The 17,577-nt window shown below is 67.5% G+C and carries 10 protein-coding genes and 1 pseudogene; 8 read left to right on the forward strand and 3 right to left on the reverse strand.

Annotated elements, in window-relative coordinates; all coding sequences use genetic code 11:
• Nucleotides 1–130: 130 nt before the first annotated feature.
• Complete coding sequence (locus O9255_RS06145; RefSeq protein ID WP_297865973.1) at nt 131–784, reverse strand: hypothetical protein; 654 nt, start codon at nt 782–784, stop codon at nt 131–133.
• 187 nt (nt 785–971) lie between these two features.
• Nucleotides 972–1,307 (reverse strand): divalent-cation tolerance protein CutA, encoded by a 336-nt coding sequence (gene cutA, locus O9255_RS06150; RefSeq protein WP_297865974.1) that lies wholly within the window; start codon nt 1,305–1,307, stop codon nt 972–974.
• A 186-nt stretch (nt 1,308–1,493) separates the two neighbouring features.
• Here cutA and groES point away from each other — a divergent pair, with 186 nt between their 5' ends.
• The 8 genes and pseudogenes from groES (at nt 1,494) to O9255_RS06190 (ending at nt 14,592) form a co-directional block, all read left to right on the forward strand.
• The gene (gene groES, locus O9255_RS06155; RefSeq protein WP_297865975.1) at nt 1,494–1,781 is read left to right on the forward strand and encodes a co-chaperone GroES; all 288 of its coding nucleotides are present in this window, start codon (nt 1,494–1,496) and stop codon (nt 1,779–1,781) included.
• 57 nt (nt 1,782–1,838) lie between these two features.
• On the forward strand, nt 1,839–3,479 hold the full coding sequence (groL, locus tag O9255_RS06160) for a chaperonin GroEL (protein ID WP_297865976.1): 1,641 nt from the start codon (nt 1,839–1,841) through the stop codon (nt 3,477–3,479).
• 211 nt (nt 3,480–3,690) lie between these two features.
• Nucleotides 3,691–4,668, forward strand: a complete 978-nt coding sequence (locus O9255_RS06165) for a glycosyltransferase family 2 protein (RefSeq protein ID WP_297866096.1) — start codon at nt 3,691–3,693, stop codon at nt 4,666–4,668.
• Nucleotides 4,661–6,484: a glycosyltransferase 87 family protein gene (locus O9255_RS06170; RefSeq protein WP_297865977.1), complete on the forward strand. Its 1,824-nt coding sequence runs from the start codon at nt 4,661–4,663 to the stop codon at nt 6,482–6,484. The genes O9255_RS06165 and O9255_RS06170 overlap by 8 nt, the downstream gene beginning before the upstream one ends.
• A 188-nt stretch (nt 6,485–6,672) precedes the next feature.
• Nucleotides 6,673–7,617 carry a class I SAM-dependent methyltransferase gene (locus tag O9255_RS06175; RefSeq protein ID WP_297865978.1) on the forward strand — a complete coding sequence of 315 codons (945 nt, stop codon included), beginning with the start codon at nt 6,673–6,675 and terminating at the stop codon, nt 7,615–7,617.
• Nucleotides 7,618–7,636: 19 nt separating this feature from the next.
• Nucleotides 7,637–8,926 (forward strand): hypothetical protein, encoded by a 1,290-nt coding sequence (locus tag O9255_RS06180; protein ID WP_297865979.1) that lies wholly within the window; start codon nt 7,637–7,639, stop codon nt 8,924–8,926.
• Between the two features lie 292 nt (nt 8,927–9,218).
• A pseudogene (locus tag O9255_RS06185) lies at nt 9,219–9,675 on the forward strand (hypothetical protein); the annotation flags it as partial.
• A gap of 630 nt (nt 9,676–10,305) precedes the next feature.
• Complete coding sequence (locus O9255_RS06190) at nt 10,306–14,592, forward strand: cytochrome c peroxidase (protein ID WP_297865980.1); 4,287 nt, start codon at nt 10,306–10,308, stop codon at nt 14,590–14,592.
• A gap of 93 nt (nt 14,593–14,685) precedes the next feature.
• Here the strand turns inward: O9255_RS06190 and O9255_RS06195 are convergent, their stop codons facing one another.
• Nucleotides 14,686–17,577 (reverse strand): diguanylate cyclase, encoded by a 2,892-nt coding sequence (locus tag O9255_RS06195; RefSeq protein ID WP_297865981.1) that lies wholly within the window; start codon nt 17,575–17,577, stop codon nt 14,686–14,688.

Here is a 17,577-nt window from a genome sequence, read left to right on the forward strand (position 1 = left end):
GAAACCCGTCCCGCTCACGTACCACGGCGCGGCCACGCCAAGGGCGGCCTCAAAAAGCTGCTTCTCGCTCACGTTCCCTCAGGTAACGGTCCCAGACTTGGGTCGATTCTGGCTGCCACCCACTCGAAATTCAAAAGAGGCTCATGTTGCGGGGGCCGTTCATCGCCCAAGTCGCCCACGGCGAAGCGTCGAGCAGTCTTCCTTCCTTGACATAGGGCGAAGCCAGTCCGGCCTCTATGGTCGCTGCGGCAAGCGCTATCGTCGCTTGATAGGCCTGAGTTGTCCGGCTGTTGTGGTCAATCCGTTGATCTATTCCATCAAGGATCACCCGGCGTAGCTCGCCCTTGCTGATTCCAATGCCGACTTCGCCGAATCGAGGCAGCTTCGCCAACGCTTCGATCCTGAACTCGTGCGCGACGATGTACTCCCACGCTGAGCTGAATTCGGTGCGTGCAGGCCCCGCCAGCGTATCCGTCCAGCGACGCGCAGATCGGAAATTTGCCTCGACGCCCGCCAGCTCTGCATGTCGGCTGTCGAGCTCCTTCCTTTCAATAAGTGCATCAATAAGTGCAGGAAGCTCCAAAACCATGGCATGGATGCTGCGCGCGAGATCCAGCGTCTCGCTCAGCTTCTTGTCTAGATTCGCCAAAGAGTCGCGGATTGCGGTGTCGTCTTTGGCAAACAGCTTCCCTGCCACGGCCTTCGCAATCTCCTTGCCGAATTGCTTTGCTGCCGCTTTGCCCACCACCAAGGCAATCGATGCAGCAGTCACTGGTTCAGCCATGCGCCTTCTCGTCGAGCTGTGAAGCGAGTTGGCTTGCAGACGACGCGTTGGGTAACGAAAAACGCACTCAGCGGCGGCGCAAGTTCTTTGCGGTAGCGCCGGATGTTTTTCTTCCTTTCGTCACTGGGCCGTGACGACAAAGGCCGCGCCCTGCAAGCCAACTTGGTTGGTCGGGCAGCAATCGCACTCAGTCGGCGTCGCCGGGCTCGCCGGTCGCGGTTTCGTCCTGCAACCAGCGCAGGTAAGCGGGCAGGCCGGCGGCGGCATCGACCGCGAGGATCTCCGGCAGGTCGTAGGGGTGGTGGGCGGCCAGCGTCCGTTCCAGCGCCGGGTAGCGTTCGGCCGTCGTCTTGACCAGCAGCAGGCTCTCGTCGCTCTGCTGCAGTTCGCCCTCCCAGCGGTAGGTGGAGCGCAGGCCGGGCAGCGCCTGCACGCAGGCGGCCAGCCGCTCCTCGACCAGCAGGCGGGCGAGCCGGTCGGCCGCGGCGGCGGGAACGGTGCAGAAGACAAGAAGGGCGGACATGCGCCGATTGTGCCCCTTGAAACCGGCGGGCTGGGCCCCATCTTCCGCCCCGCGACCCGGTGACCTTGGCGTCACCGGTGCGCGCTAGAATTGGCACTCACCCGGCCCGAGTGCTAGCAGTGCCCGGCCGGGGAACGGTTCGATTTTCCGCAACCCATTGATCAACAAGGCAAAGAGGTTTCCCTCATGAGCATCAAGCCGCTGTTCGACCGCGTGGTCATCAAGCGTATGGAAGAAGAAAAGGTCTCCGCTGGTGGCATCGTCATCCCCGATTCGGCCACCGAGAAGCCGATCAAGGGTGAGGTCGTGGCCGTCGGCGCCGGTAAGGCGCTGGACAACGGTTCGACGCGCGCCCCGGCCGTGAAGGTCGGCGACAAGGTGCTGTTCGGCAAGTACGCCGGCACCGAAGTGAAGCTGGACGGCACCGATTACCTCGTCGTCCGCGAAGACGACATCTTCGCCATCCTGGGTTGATCGCAGGCACCCGCCGCGAACCCCATCCCCACGCACTGAATTCCTGGAGTCATTCCCATGGCAGCAAAAGACATTCGTTTCGGTGAAGACGCCCGCGTCCGCATGGTCCGCGGCGTGAACATCCTCGCCAACGCCGTCAAGGCGACCCTCGGCCCGAAGGGCCGCAACGTCGTGCTCGAGAAGAGCTTCGGCGCCCCGACGATCACCAAGGACGGCGTGTCCGTCGCCAAGGAGATCGAGCTGGCCGACAAGTTCGAGAACATGGGCGCCCAGATGGTCAAGGAAGTCGCTTCCAAGACCTCGGACGTCGCCGGTGACGGCACCACCACCGCCACGGTCCTCGCCCAGGCGCTGATCCGCGAGGGCATGAAGGCGGTTGCCGCCGGCATGAACCCGATGGACCTGAAGCGCGGCATCGACAAGGCCGTGACCGAAGCCACCGCCGAGCTGAAGAAGCTCTCGAAGCCCTGCTCGACCTCGAAGGAGATCGCCCAGGTCGGTTCGATCTCGGCCAATTCCGACGCCAACATCGGCGAGCTGATCGCCAAGGCGATGGACAAGGTTGGCAAGGAAGGCGTCATCACCGTTGAAGAAGGCTCGGGCCTCGACAACGAACTCGACGTCGTCGAGGGCATGCAGTTCGACCGCGGCTACCTCTCGCCGTACTTCATCAACAACCAGCAGTCGATGCAGGCCGAACTGGACGACCCGTTCATCCTCCTGCACGACAAGAAGATCTCGAACGTCCGCGAGCTGCTCCCGGTGCTCGAAGGCGTCGCCAAGGCCGGCAAGCCGCTGCTGATCGTCGCCGAGGAAGTCGAGGGCGAAGCGCTCGCCACGCTCGTCGTCAACACCATCCGCGGCATCGTCAAGGTCTGCGCCGTGAAGGCCCCGGGCTTCGGTGACCGCCGCAAGGCGATGCTGGAAGACATGGCCATCCTGACCGGCGGCACGGTGATCTCGGAAGAGGTCGGCCTGCAGCTCGACAAGGCGACCATCAAGGACCTCGGCCGCGCCAAGAAGATCCAGGTCTCGAAGGAGAACTCGACGATCATCGACGGCGCCGGCAACGCGGAAGCCATCCAGGCCCGCATCAAGCAGATCAAGGCGCAGATCGAGGAAACCACCTCGGACTACGACCGCGAGAAGCTGCAGGAGCGCGTGGCGAAGCTGGCCGGCGGCGTGGCCGTCATCAAGGTCGGCGCCGCGACGGAAGTCGAGATGAAGGAAAAGAAGGCCCGCGTCGAAGACGCCCTGCACGCCACCCGTGCGGCCGTCGAGGAAGGCATCGTCCCGGGCGGCGGCGTCGCGCTGATCCGCGCCAAGGCCGCGATCGGCAACCTCAAGGGCGCCAACGAAGACCAGAACCACGGCATCCAGATCGCCCTGCGCGCGATGGAAGCCCCGCTGCGCGAGATCGTCAGCAACGCCGGCGACGAGCCGTCGGTGATCCTCAACAACGTGCTGGCCGGTTCGGGCAACTACGGCTACAACGCGGCGAACGGCGAGTTCGGCGACATGGTGCAGTTCGGCATCCTGGACCCGACCAAGGTCACCCGCACCGCGCTGCAGAACGCCGCGTCGATCGCCGGCCTGATGATCACGACCGAAGCGATGGTCGCCGAAGCCCCGAAGAAGGACGCTCCGGCCGCGCCGGGCGGCGGTGGCATGGGCGGCATGGGCGACATGGACTTCTAAGTCCTCGCATCACGGCGTCATGTTTCACCACGAAGCCCGGCCCTGTGCCGGGCTTCGTGCTTTTCTCGCTCGACGCGTTTCGAATGGCCCTGATTCGTCAGCTGTGGATAGCGTGTTTGTCTGCCGCGACTTCGGTTTCGACGCTGTTTCGCCGCTGACGGTCCGGGGCGCCGCGTTACAATCCGCCCAGCCAAAAAAGAGGCAACAGCGCGTGCGACGTACCGAAAAGGACCTGCGGATCGCGGTGCTCATCCCCTGCCGCGACGAGGCTGCGGCAATCGCTCGTGTCGTCGCCGATTTCCGTGCCTGCCTGCCGGATGCCGAAGTGCATGTGTTTGACAACGGGTCGCGAGACGATTCCTGCGCATTGGCGAAGGCCGCCGGCGCTCAGGTGCACCGCGTCGTATTGGTCGGCAAGGGCAACGTGGTGCGCCGCGCATTCGCTGACATCGAGGCGGACGTGTACGTGATGGTCGATGGTGACGATACGTACGAAGCGGCCGCGGCGCCGTCCATGGTCGCGAGGCTGCTGGACGAAGAGTTGGATATGCTGGTCGGCAAGCGGGTTGGCCACGAGGCAGCGGCCTATCGCCCTGGTCACCGGTTCGGCAACCGCATGCTGACCGAGGCGCTGGCGATGCTGTTTGGACGCAGCTTCGATGACCTCTTGTCCGGGTACCGCGTCTTCTCGCGGCGCTATGTCAAATCATTCCCGGCGCACGCACACGGTTTCGAGATCGAGACCGAGCTCGCTGTTCATGCCCTCCAGCTCCGGATGCCGGTGGGCGAAGTGCCGACGCGCTACGGAGCGCGTGGAGACGGATCGGCGAGCAAGCTTCGTACCTACCGGGACGGCTGGCGCATCCTCGGCACCCTCGTCGGACTCTTCAAGACGGAGCGGCCGCTGCGCTTCTTCGGCATCGGTGGCGTCGCCTGCGCGGTGCTGGCCTTGGTACTTGCGGTGCCGTTGTTCATCACCTGGTGGTCCACCGGACTGGTGCCGCGCTTTCCGACCGCGATTCTGTGCGCGGCATTGGTGCTGTTGGGCGCGGTGCTCGGTGTCTGCGGTCTATTGTTGGACACGGTTACGCGTGGCCGTGTCGAGGCCAAGCGTCTGGCCTACCTAGCCTTGCCTGGTCCCGGTATCTTGCGGTCGCGTGCTCGCCAGGGAGATCCCCTGCATGGCTGAAGCCAGCTTCGAAGGGCGCGGCTGGCTTTCGCGACACTTCGCTTTCGACACTCGCGCCAACGTCGTGCGAGCCTGTGTGGCGGCCTGCGCGCTTGCAGCCATGGTTTCGCTGCTGCTTGGACAGGACGCGAACGCGGATCTGCGCAATTACCACCTGTACAACGGTTGGGCGGCCCTGTACGCGCGGCTTTCGATCGATCTTGCTCCGGCGCAGATGCAGAGCTATTTCGTGCCTTGGCTGGACGTGGGCTACTACTTGGTAGCGGTGAAGGGTTCGGCAATGCTGGCCGGGATAGTGTTGGGTGCCTGGCACGGCCTGGTCTTCGCTGCGGTGGCGGCGGTGGCTTGGCAGGTGCTCGACGGCGACCAACGCCGTAGCCGTCTGGTACCGATGCTCGCGTTCGCCGGGTGCTGTAGCGCCGTTTTTCTGGCTGAGCTTGGCAACACGATGGGCGACAACACCACGGCGCCACTGGTGCTGGCGGCGGTTGCGCTGACGATACGTGCGGTCAAGTCGCAATCATCCGCGACGTTGCACTGGCTGGCGGCGGGCTTGCTGCTTGGCTTGGCGCTCGGATTGAAACTGACCAATGCCATCTACGCTCTGGGGCTGGGCGTTGCCGTGCTGACCTGTCGCCCGGGCTGGAGGCACCGCTTCGCCGATGCAACGCTGCTGACGGTGGTGACGACCATCGTGTTCGGTGTCGTCGCCGGTCCATGGTTCTTCCAGGTGTGGAGCCAGTTCGGCAATCCGCTGTTTCCGCAGTTCAACGCCTGGTTTCAGGCTCCCTTGGCGCAGCCGATCGGCGTGGCTGATCGGCGCTGGCTGCCCGATGGCTTGCTACAGGCCGTGCTTTGGCCGATCTGGATCACGATCAATCCGCGCGAGATCAGCGAAAGCGCAATGCCGCAATTGGCGTGGGCGGCGCTTTACCTGCTGGGCATCGCGGCCGCCTTCATCGCTTTGCTGCGCCGATTCCGGCCTGAGCGGTCGCCGCCAAGCGCGCCGGTCGGCTGCACCATCGCTGCGCGGACGCTGCTGGTTTTCGTCGCGGTTTCTTTTCTGGCGTGGATGTGGATGTTCAGCATTCACCGTTACCTCGCGGCATTGGAGGCGTTGGCACCGCTAGCCATCTGGCTGTTGGTGCTGCGGGTGTTTCCCGCGGCATCGGCGAGGCAGTGGGGCGCACGAATCGTGACGGCATGCGTGGTTGTTGCCGTGCTTGGTTGGAACACGTGGGGGACCAACGGTTGGGACCGCGATGGTTTCTTCGTGGAAACGCCGCCGATGCGCGCCCCGGAGCGCGCCACAGTGCTGCTCGTCGGCGGCTATCCGCAGGCGTGGCGCGTGCCCTTCCTGCCGGCGCAGGCGGCCTATGCCTCGGTGGGAACCAACTTCCCTGCGTCGCCCTCCTATTCGCTGCGAGTGAACGAAATCATCGCCGAGCGCGGTGGCGAGATCTTTGCGATGTTCCCCGCTGAAGAGTCGCGGTTCAGCGCGCGGCTCGTGAAGATCAATCGGTGGGCGAATAGGCTGGGCTTGACCAGCGGCGACTGCGGGCTGCTCGCTCGTTTTGCCAAACCCGGGCGATTCGAATTGCGTGCTGCCGTCGGCGACGTTCCCTGCGAGCTGGTGCTTGCCGCTGCGGCTGAGGAGGCGCGCGAGCGCGGCAACCAGGCGCTGATTCAAAACGCCGGTGATCTGCTGCGCGCCCATGGATTGAGTTTGCGCCCCGGTAGTTGCGCCGTGCTCGATTCGCGTATCGGCGATGAGGGGTATCCATTTCGCTGGTGCGAGGTGGAGCGAAGCCCCTGAAGGTGTGGAGAGCAAAGCCTGGATAACGTCGTGGTTTGGATGATGTGATCCGTGACAGGCCGATCAGGTCCGAGAGGGTGGTAATTCATCGATGGTGCTCAAGCCGAGGCCATCCATGCGCGCATAGCGACGCTCCGTGGACGTCGCTCGCGTAAACTTGGCCCCAGCCTCCCCGCTCAACTTCCCCCATGTCGGCCTGCATCCACTGCGGCACCGCCGCCGCGACCGTCGCGCTGGCGCTTGATCGCCGCGCACTGATCCGCTGTACCCACTGCCAGCTTGTCCGCCTCGATCCGGTGCCGACGCCCGCGGAGCTCAGCGCCGTCTACGACAGTGGGCACTACTACACGACCGAACCCCCGTCGCTGCGTTCGGGCCTCGGTGCGCGCCTGCAGGACCTTGTCCTGAGGACCTTCTGGGACTATCCGAAGGCCCTCCCGCCGCTGGCGCGCGTGGCCGCGTCGATCGCTTTGCGTCCGCTGCGCGCGCGCTTCCTGCCGGTCCCTTTCCCCGGCGATGCGCCGGTGCTCGACATCGGCTGCGGTAACGGGCAACGGCTTCTCGAACTCGAACGCTATGGCTGCTCGGCGCTGTTCGGCCTGGAGCCGACCGTCGGCGCCGCCGAGCAGGCGCGACGCGCGACGCGCGCGGACATCCGCACTGCCTTTCTCGACGCCGCCGACCTGCCGCGCGGGCATTTCGGCCTGGTCATCCTCAACCAGGTGCTGGAGCACGTTCCGTCGCCGAAGGACACGCTGGCCTCGATCCACGCGCACCTTCGCCCCGGCGGCACGCTGTACCTGACGGTGCCGAATTTCGGCTCCGCCGAGGCGGGCTTCTTCGGGCCCTCCTGGTCCGGCCTGCAGATTCCCGAGCATCTCCACCACTTCACCGAGTCGTCGCTGCGGCCGATCGTTGAAGCAGCCGGGTTCCGCATCACCCTGTGGCGCACGGACAGCGTGTGGTCGGTGACGCGGATGAGCCTGAAGACGTGGAAGCAGTCCGCCCCCAAGAGCTGGCGCGCGCTGCTCGCGGCCCTGCCGCCCCTTGCCTGGCTGCCGTTGACCGTGGCCGCGGACCTCGTCGGGCGCGGCCAGATGCTGCGGATCGTGGCGACGCGGATCGATGGTTGATCGCGCCCTCTTCCGACGAATGATCGTCCTGGCGCTCCTGTGCGCGGCCACGCTGTGCACGGCCGCGCCGGCGGAGAACGCGCTGACGACGCTCAAGGCCGATCCGATTCCTGTCGTGGCCAAGCCGGCGACGAAGGCGACCGGGCTGGACGCGCCGAGCTACATCGACCCGGTGTACGGCACGCGGGTGTTCAAGGCGACCGACGCGAGTGACCTCGCCGGCGCGACGCACGTGCGCCACAACTACAGCCGCCGGCAGGCCTTCAACGCCGACAACAGCCGCTACCTCGGCGCGGCCAGCAACGGCTATTGGGTGCTCTACGACGCCGGCACGTTCGGCGTGCTGCCGCGCAGCGGCGAGGGTGGTGCACTTCGCGGCCCGGCGGGCGACGCCGAGCCGATCTGGCACCCGACCGATCCCCGCATCCTGTTCTACAACCAGGGACTGGTCTGGTACGCCAAGGACGTCGAGAGCGACCGGGACACGGTGATGGCCGATTTCCGCGGCCGGCTGCCGTGGCCCGGCGCGACGCAGGTGTGGACGAAGTCGGAAGGCACCTCGTCCGCCGATGGCCGCTACTGGGCCTTCATGGCGACCTCCTACAGCGAGGCTGCGAAGGCCAACACGATCCATGGCCTCGTCACCTACGACCGCGAGGAGGATCGCATCGTCGGCACGCTGGACGCCTCGGCCTTCGGTGGCGCGTTCCCCGACCACATCAGCATCAGTCCGAGCGGCCGCTGGGCCGTGCCCTCGTGGGCCTTCAACAAGGCGCTCGGCACGCGGGCCTACCCGCTCGACTTCTCCAGCTCGCGCCAGCTGCACGTGATGAGCGAGCACAGCGATCTGGCGTTCGGCCCCGGCGGCGAAGACCTGTATGTCTTCACCGATTACGAGGCTGGCGCGATCCGGGCGATGGACATCGCCACCGGCAGGGCCTTCGACCTGCTGCCGCTCTATCCCCGCAGCGGTGCCGGCTATGCCGCGCACCTCTCCGGCCAGGCCTTCGACCGGCCCGGCTGGGTCGTCATCAGCACCTACGCCGACTCGGCCGAGTACGGCAGGGTCGTGCCCGACGCCACGCTGGAGCCGATGCACCGGAAGGTCATGCTGCTCGAACTCAAGCCGGGCGGGCGGAAGCTCTCGGTGGCCCACACCCGCGTCGCTGCGAGTTTCGGCGGCTATTTCGGCGAGCCCCAGGCCACGATCAGCCGCGACGGCTCACGCATCCTGTTCGCGACCAATTTCGACGATGGCGGCCCGCCGAGCAGCTTCATGGTCCTCGTTCCTATCGGGGTATACCGCTAGGTCACGGAACGGGCGCTTGAACGCTGGCGCCGCGGTTCCAGAGCGGGTCTCATCGCCGTCCCCCGCGCCGGAGCGATGCCGGCCCGCCCCCCGCGCTGAAGAATGGACGCGGTGGGTTCAACCCGTGATTGCAACATGACCCAAGGTTGCACTGATCGGAGTGGCACGAATGGCAGGAGTTGGTCGACCCGTCATGTCGCGTGCCCAGAAGCGCGAGTTGTGGCGACGATGGAAGGGTGGTCATTCCCTCTGCGGCATCGCTCCGCGTGGGCGCCGGCGCTCACCGCGCGTGCTCAGTCTTGCAGATCGTGAGGAGATCTCCCGCCGACTGGCAGCGGGCGATTCGCTGCGCCATGGAAGTCGGCGCGAAGGCCGCAGACATGCCGATTGGCGGAGAGCCCGCGATTCCGCTGGCTGGTGGCGCGGAAATTGAGCCAGCAATGGTCGCCGGAACAGATTGCCGGCTGGCTCAGGCTGCGGTTCCCGCGTGATGAGGCGATGCAGGTGTCGCACGAGACGATCTATCGAAGCCTGTTCATTCAGACGCGAGGCATGCTGAAGAAGGAGCTGATGGCCCACTTGCGCACGCGGCGGCGGATCACATCGCGACGCTGGTCGAGCGCCATTCGCGCTTTGTCATGCTGGGGAAAGTCGCCGGCAAGGACACGCAGAGCGTGGTCGCGGCACTGTCTAGGCAGGTTCGGAAGCTGCCAGCCGAGCTCCGAAAGTCGCTGACGTGGGATCGCGGCATGCGATCCGCGGTGCGGCCTACGACATCAGCACGGCTTACGTGGAGCGCGAAGCGGCGCGGGATGCGGCCGACTACCGGGAGCGGCAGGCCGAGCTGCGTCAGCGTCAGTCGCTCGCAAACGTCCCGAGGCCGTCGCCTTCGTACTCATCATTCTCATCCTCGGCCAGCTCTGTTGCGCAGGCCTCCGGCGCGGGGGGCACGGAGTCCTGCTTCTTCACCATTGCTGACCATCACGTCGGTCGGGTGTCCGCCACCCGCCAGATCCTGGGCCTTGCCGTGACTCTGGAGGTGAAGCGTGTGGGGCTGCGGATTTCCGGGGCCGATCGCAGCGAGATCTGCGCGAACTTCGATAACGGATCCAGTGCCGGTTGGAGCGGCGGTTGGCGCCTGACCGATCGATACGCCAACAACATAGAACGGCGAGTTCGGCGGCATGGGCGGCATGGATTTCTGATCCAGCGCGCCAAGCGGTACGGCGTCAAACGAAGCCCGGCCTTGTGCCGGGCTTCGTGTTTTGCGGGGTCCGATGCGGCGTCACCCGTCCGGCGCCTGGGTGCTTCGCCCCCCCTTCCCATGGCGAACTTCTGGCGTAATCTCAGATCCCAGCGTTCCCCTGTCGAGAACCGCCATGTATCGGCATTCGTCCCGCATCCACCCGGCGCTCGTCGTGGTCTTGGCCCTTGCCGGGCTCGTCGGACACGCGTCGGGTCAGCCGGCCCCGTCGCCCTTCGCGCCCCTCGGTTCGTCTCCGGTGCCCCCGGAAAACCCCCAGACTCAGGCCAAGCTCGACCTCGGCTTCGCGCTGTTCTGGGACGAGCAGCTCTCGCGCACCGGCACCGTGGCCTGCGGCAGCTGCCACATGCCGCGCGCCGGCGGGTCCGACCCCCGTCTGCCGGCGGGCGTCGCGAACAGCCGCCATCCGGGCCCGGACAATGTGTTCGGCACGGCGGACGACTCGATCGGCACCGCCGGCGTGCCCCGGCACGACGCCGACGGCCGCTATCTCACCAGCCCGATCTTCGGCCTGCGTCCGCAGGTGGGCACCCGGCAGGCGATCTCGAGCATCAATGCCGGCTTCGTGGGCAACCTGAACTGGGACGGGCGCGCCGGCAATGTGTTCCGCGACCCGGACACCGGGCGGGTGATCATCCAGCCGCCCATTCCCAACGCGCCGAACGTGCCGGCGGGCGCCCTCGAGCACCAGGCCCTCGACCCCCTCGTGAACACGCAGGAGATGGCCCACGAGGGTGGCACCCTGGCCGACATGGCGGCGCGCGTCGCCGCGGCGGTTCCGCTCGCCTTGGCTCGCAACATCCCGGCCGACGTGGCCGGCCGGCTCGGCCAGCGCCGCTATCCGGCGCTATTCGAGGCCGCCTTCGGCAGCCCCGGCGTCGGCCCGGCGCGGATGGCGATGGCGCTGGCCGCCTACCAGCGCACCCTGGTGTCCAACCAGACGCCGCATGACCTGAACCTCGCCGGCCAGACCAACGCCATGACCCCGGCCGAGATCGAGGGACGCAACATGTTTGTGCAGGCCCGGTGCTCGGCCTGCCATGCCGGACAGCTGCTCAGCACCGGCGGGTTCATGTACCTCGGAGTGCGCCCACGATCCGCCGACCCGGGGCGGTTCACGGCCTCCAACCTCGAAGACGATCGTGGTCGCATGCGGGTGCCGGGGCTGCGCAACGTCGAGCTGAGCGCGCCTTACATGGCGGACGGCCGGCTGGCCACGCTCGAGGATGTGGTCGCGTTCTACAACCGTGGCGGCGACTTCAACTCGCCCAACAAGGACCCGCGCATCGTGCCGCTGGGACTGAGCGCACAGCAGCAGGCGGCCATCGTGACCTTCTTGCGCCGGTCGCTGACCGACCCGCGCGTGCGCGACGAGACCGGCCCCTTCGCCCGGCCCGAGCTCTTCGCGGGATCGGCGCGCGTGCCGCAGCCGGCGAGCGCCGGCACCGCCGGCGGCAGCGGGGTGGTGCCGCGCCTGATCGCCATCGAACCGCCGCTGGCCGGCGGCAACGACTTCACCATCGGGCTGGAGGGTGGTGCCGCCGGTGCGGTCGCGACCGCCCGGCTCGCGCTGGCCGACCCGCAGGCGCTGTCCGGCAGCGCGCTGCAGGATGTCCCGTTCACCCTCGATTCGGGCGGCAACGGATCGATCAACGTCCCGCTGCCGGGTGATGCCGCGCTCGCCGACGTGTCGCTGTACCTGCGCGTGTTCGTGGCCGACCCCGGCGCCAGCGGCGGCGTGGCGTCGAGCAACAGCGTGTCGTTCCGCCTCGAGGGCATCAGCACTGCACCGCGTCAGGTGCAGGCGATCACCTTCGCCAACCCGGGCGCGCAAAGCTTCGGGACGACGCCGACGATCACGGCGACGTCGGATTCCGGCCTCGCGGTCGGCTTCAGTTCCGGCACCGCCGGCGTATGCACGATCACCGCCAGCGGCACCTTGACCTTCGTCGCCGCGGGCACCTGCACCATCCACGCCGACCAGGCCGGCAATGCCAGCTTCAGCCCCGCGCCCACGGTGTCGCAGAGCTTCGCGGTGAATGCGGTGGTGCCCGGCGCCCCGGCGATCGGCACGGCCGCGGCCGGCAACGCGCAAGCCACGGTGGCGTTCACGGCGCCCGCTTCCAACGGCGGGTCGTCGATCACGGGCTATACGGTCACCTCGAGCCCGGGTGGTCTGACGGGCACCGGGACGGGGAGCCCGATCACAGTGGCGGGCCTGACGAACGGAACGACCTACACCTTCACCGTGAGGGCCACGAACAGCGCAGGCACGAGCGCCGCATCCGCGGCGAGCAACGCCGTGACGCCCTCCGTGCCGACAGCGGCCCCCGTGCTGCGGAGGGATCGTGCGGTCATTCGCGAGAACAGTCCCGCGACGGAGATCAGCGTCCTTTCGAACGACGGCATCGCCCCAGCGCTGGCGGCTTCGGGCGTGCTGTCGATCGTGACCGCGCCCGCGCGCGGTACGGCGTCGGTCGTCACGCGAGGAACGGCCAGCGTGCTGGACGACGCCATTCGATACACGCCTGCAGCCAACACCGCCGGTCCGGATTCGCTGGCCTACCGGGTTTGCTTCGGCGGCGTGGCGCCGTGCGCGGACAGCCACCTGGGCATCGAAGTGCGGCCCTTGGGCGCCAGTGCGCTGGAGTTCGATGCACCGGCGGATCGCGGCTTCCGCGACCAGACGCTGGAGGGGCTTCGCGCCCTGTCGGCCGCGCGCTTCGATGCGCACGGTCTGGTGGTGCCGTTCATCGCCGATATCACCATGGGGGATCCGTCCGATGCGGATGCGCCGTGGGGCGCCGGTCGCACGGCGACCGTGCTTCGCACCTTGGCGGCGGGGACGGCAGCGCGCGATTGGCGCGTGCTCGTGGATGCCCGAGGCACCTCGGGCGGCGATGTCGACCTGTACGTGGGCGTGGACAGCAACGGCAACGGCATCGCGGACGCGCCGGAACTGGCCTGCAGTTCGGCGATGTCCGGCATGGAGCGTTGCGATCTGGCCGCGACCGCGCCCGCAAACGGCAGCGTGCGCTATTGGGTGCTGGCGTACTCGTCGCTTGCCGGGCAATCGGCCCGTCTCGAGGTGTTCGAGACCGCCCTGGACGGGACGTCGGCCAGTCGGACGCTGGTCGCGACGGCCCCCGGCGCGCTCGCGGCGGGGGAGTCCTTCCCGGTTCGCCTGGCATGGAACGACGCCACCTTTTTGCCCGGCCAAAGCCGTGGCGGCTGGCTGCAGGTGCGTGCCGAGGAAGGCACGAGTTTGGGCTGGGTGCCTGTGCGCATTAACCGCACAGCGGGAGAGCCCGGCGCCTTCGCGTTGGAGAGCGGCGTGGAGCACGTGCTTGCGCTCGATGCGGGTGCGGCACATGAGCGTCTGTACATCGACGTTCCGCCCGGGGCTACGCAGCTGGCGGTGGCGACGACCAGCGCGTCGAACGTTGACTTGTATCTCGCGCGGGTGGATACGCCAGCGGCAAGTGCTGCGACGCCGACCATCGCGGTCGCGCCTGCCCGTAATCAGGCGGTGGCGAGCGCGGTCACGGGGAGTGGAAGCGAAAGCCTTGCGGTCAGCAACGCGGCGGCCGGTCGCTGGTACGTGACACCCGTGAACCCGTCGACCGGTGCAGCCACACTCACCGTGCGCGCCACGGTCACCGCCGTGGCGCCGGTGGTGCGCTCCGGCGGTTACTTCAATCCCCAGCGCTCGGGCAGCGGGCTGTTCCTGTACCCCGCTGGCTCGGAGTTGGCCGGGCTTTGGTACACCTACCTGCAGGACGGCACGCCCACGTGGCATTACCTGCAAGCCGCGGCCCCCGGCGCGAACGGGCTGTGGCGCGGCGTCATCTACCGCAGTGCGTGGAACGGCGGCGGCAATCGCCTGACCATGGTGGGCGTCGCCACGATCACGCCTTCAGCGACCGATGCCTTCACCTTCAGCTACACGGTGGATGGCGAAACCGGCAGCGAGGCATACAGCAGCTTCAGCGGCGCCTGTCCCACGATGGGCGGTGCGCCGCTGGACATCAGCGGCCACTGGTTCGATCCGCTGCGCTCGGGCACGGGATACAGCGTGCAGAGCTTCCCCGACTACGAGTTCCATCTGGCCTTCGGCTACGACGCCCGTGGCGTACCACGCTTCCTGGTGGCTGAGCGGGCGGGATTCGGCGGCGCCACGGAGACGCTGACGCTGGAGCAGCTCCGCGGCGCGTGCCCGCTGTGCACGAGGACGGGGAATCCGCAGCGGACGGCCGTAGGCACGCTGCAGCGCCGCATCGACGGCGGCACCCTGCGCAACATCACGCTGTCGGCGAGCTACGTCGATGGCGTGCCGGGGACGTGGGCCGCCAACGATGCGGTGACTCCGCTGGGTGGCCTACGCGGCTGCGGAACACCCTGAGGACAAGGGGAGCGCGCTTCGGCGCGAGGGTGGTCGGGGCGGGCGACAGCGAGGATCCAAACGCCGGCCAAGTGCCGATCGAGATCGTCACCCTCAGCTGGGCGGATGCCCGCTGCCGGGTTCCGCAGCGCCCACCACGCGGTTGCGGCCGCCGTGCTTGGCGCGGTACAGCGCTTGGTCGGCGAGGCGGTAGAGGGTGTCGTAGGGAGCGTTCGATTCCGCTTCGGCGGCGTGCACCACACCGATCGAGGCGGTGACGGGTTCGCCGCCGATCATGCAAGCGCTGCGGATCGAGGACAGCAGGCGGTCCAGCCGCTGCACCGCCGCCTCGGCGCCGACATCGGGCAGGAAGATGCCGAACTCCTCGCCCCCGAGGCGGGCCACGAGGTCGCCTTCGCGGAGGGAGCGCCGCATCACCGCCGCCGCGTCGCGCAGCACCTGGTCGCCCGCGTCATGGCCGAAGCGGTCATTCACCTGCTTGAAGTGGTCGATGTCCAGCATGGCCAGGGCGAAGGGGCTGCCGGCGCGCCGGGCCCGGTTGAGGCTGCGGGCCACTTCCTCGGCGAAGGCCCGGCGGTTCGGCAGCTGGGTGAGTTCATCGGTCAGGGCCATGCGCTGCAGCGACTCGCGCAGGGCGATGGTCGACAGCGCTCCCGAGATGCTCTGTGCCATGGCCACGAACTGGGCCAGTCGCGCCTCGTGGCTTTGGGCGTCGTCGTGCGTCGAGTCTGAGGCGAAGCCCACCATGAAGACGGCCACGTTGCGGTCGAGCGAGAACAGCGGCACGCAGAAATTCTGCCCGTCTTGCTCGTGGTCGACATGGGCGCAGGGCAGATGGTGGCCGCCGGACCAGGAGCCGTAGGGGCGTCGTGAGCGCAGGGCCCAGCACTGTTTCGCGGTCAGCTCCTCGGGAAGGGCATGGTTGCCGAAGCGATGCGCCTGGCGGATCAGGCCCATTGATGCATTAGCGCCCGCAACGCCATACAGCGCCACGTTCGCCGAGGGGAACAGGCGTTCCAGCGAGCGGCCCACCAGTTCGAGGCCCTCGTGAAGCGTGGTGCAGCCCTGCAGGTACTCGACGCATTCGGAAAGCAGTTCATTGTGGGTCTGCTGCTGCCGCAGCTGGGCCACGCGCCCTTCCAGCGTGGCATTCACGCGCATCGACTCGGCCAGCGCATCGCGTTCCCTCAGGTCGGCGATGGCGAGCAGGACGCCCGGGTTCACATGGTCGGCTTCTACGAGCCGGGTGCCCACAACCTCGATCGGTGCATGCCCCGGCAGAATGATCCGGCGCGGGCTGGTGCGTGCGCCGGGCGGCAGCGCCATGAGGGCGTCGATCCAGGCGGCGTGGTCGTGGCGGGGGAACAGGGCCTCGAGCGAGGCAAGCAACGAGCCTTCGGTGAGCGCATCGACTTCCGGCAGCAGCTCGCGTGCCCGCTCATTGACGAGCGCCACGCGGCCATCGGGACGAAGGGCGACGAAGCCCGATTCGGAATGCTGCAGCACCCGCATCTGCAGGTCGGTGGCCACCTCGAGCTGGCGCACGAAGGCCATGCGGTCGTCTTCGAGGCGCAGCGTCTTGAGGATCGACCCGAGGAAAACCAGCACCGGCTCGAGCGGATCGAGGATGTCGTCGTGGTAACCGCCGGGCCGGTTCGCCAACCCCACCATGCCGATCATCCGCTCGTTGTCGCGCAAGGGCAGGCCGGCGTAGGTGAGCAGCGGCGGGTGGCCGTGCGGCCGCCCGCCCGCGCGCGGGTCGCTGGCCACCTCGTTGGCGATGACCCGTGTCTCCTGGTCGATCGATACGCCGAACAGGGTCTTGAGGTTGCGGAAGTACAGGCCGGCGGGGGCGTTGGCCTCGTAGAAGGCGCGCGTGGCGTCGTCCCAGGCGATGTTGGTGATCGACTTGGTGCGCAGGAACTTGCCTTCCGCGTCGACGCCGGTCTCGCCGATGAAACCGTACTCGCTGCCGGTCAGCGCCAGCAGCTGCTGCAGCACGTAGGTCCACCATTCGCGGCTGGCGCCCTCGCGCGCAAAGCGCGCCTGCGACTCGCTGATGAGCGAGAGCAGCCCATTCTGCTGGCGCAGCTCATCCTCGGAGGCCACCAGGGCCGACACGTCACGGGCGCTGGCGAAGACCGTGGTCTCGGGGGGCTTCGGCGCGAGGGCGTTCCACTCGAGCCACGCGTAGCTTCCATCGGCCTTGCGGTAGCGGTTCCGGAACTGAAGCACGTCCTCGTGGTTGCCAACCGCCGCCCAGGTTTCCAGCGTCTTCGCGAGGTCGTCGGGATGCACGAAGTCGAGAAAGGGTTTGCCCACCATCTCGGCCTTGGGCCAGCCCAGCACGTGCGACCAGCGCGGATTGAGCTCGAGGAAACGGCCTTCGCCGGAGACCACGCAGTAAAGATCGAGCGAGTGTTCGAAGAAGCGGTCGTGGGTGAGCAATTCGCGCTGGCTTTTCGACAGCGCAGCTTCATTGCGCAGCGCGACGATGCGCGAACTGGCGATGTTGGCCAGCTCGCGCAGCTGGACGAGGGCCGAGGCCTCGACATGGTGGGGTTGCGTATCGATCGCGCACAGCGTGCCGAGTACTTGCGACTCGGGAACCCGCAGCGGCACCCCAATGTAGAAGCGCACGTGCGGAGCGCCGGCGACCAGTGGGTTGCTCGCGAAGCGGGGGTCCTTGTTGGCGTCCTCCACCACCAGTTCATGCCCGCTGCGCACGACCGTGTCGCAGAAGGCGATATCGCGCGGGGTTTCCTCGGCATCGAGGCCGACGCGGGCCTTGAACCATTGGCGGTGGTCATCGAGCAGCGAGACGAGGCCGATGGGCACACCGATGAGGCGGCTCGCCACCCGCACGATGCCGTCAAGCACCGGATCGGGCGGCGTGTCCATGATCGCGTAAGAAGCCAGCACCCGAAGGCGCTCGGCTTCCTGCGCCGCCGACGCCCGTTCGAGGGTTTCCTGCTCTTGCGCCAT

Source organism: Silanimonas sp. (assembly GCF_027530345.1).
Lineage (GTDB): Bacteria > Pseudomonadota > Gammaproteobacteria > Xanthomonadales > Xanthomonadaceae > Silanimonas.

Coding starts and splice junctions, on each gene's coding strand:
- groL (WP_297865976.1), top strand. CDS start 1,839: ATGGCAGCAAAAGACATTCGTTTCGGTGAAGACGCCCGCGTCCGCATG.
- O9255_RS06195 (WP_297865981.1), bottom strand. CDS start 17,577: ATGGCGCAAGAGCAGGAAACCCTCGAACGGGCGTCGGCGGCGCAGGAA.
- O9255_RS06180 (WP_297865979.1), top strand. CDS start 7,637: ATGATCGTCCTGGCGCTCCTGTGCGCGGCCACGCTGTGCACGGCCGCG.
- O9255_RS06170 (WP_297865977.1), top strand. CDS start 4,661: ATGGCTGAAGCCAGCTTCGAAGGGCGCGGCTGGCTTTCGCGACACTTC.
- O9255_RS06145 (WP_297865973.1), bottom strand. CDS start 784: ATGGCTGAACCAGTGACTGCTGCATCGATTGCCTTGGTGGTGGGCAAA.
- cutA (WP_297865974.1), bottom strand. CDS start 1,307: ATGTCCGCCCTTCTTGTCTTCTGCACCGTTCCCGCCGCCGCGGCCGAC.
- groES (WP_297865975.1), top strand. CDS start 1,494: ATGAGCATCAAGCCGCTGTTCGACCGCGTGGTCATCAAGCGTATGGAA.
- O9255_RS06190 (WP_297865980.1), top strand. CDS start 10,306: ATGTATCGGCATTCGTCCCGCATCCACCCGGCGCTCGTCGTGGTCTTG.
- O9255_RS06175 (WP_297865978.1), top strand. CDS start 6,673: ATGTCGGCCTGCATCCACTGCGGCACCGCCGCCGCGACCGTCGCGCTG.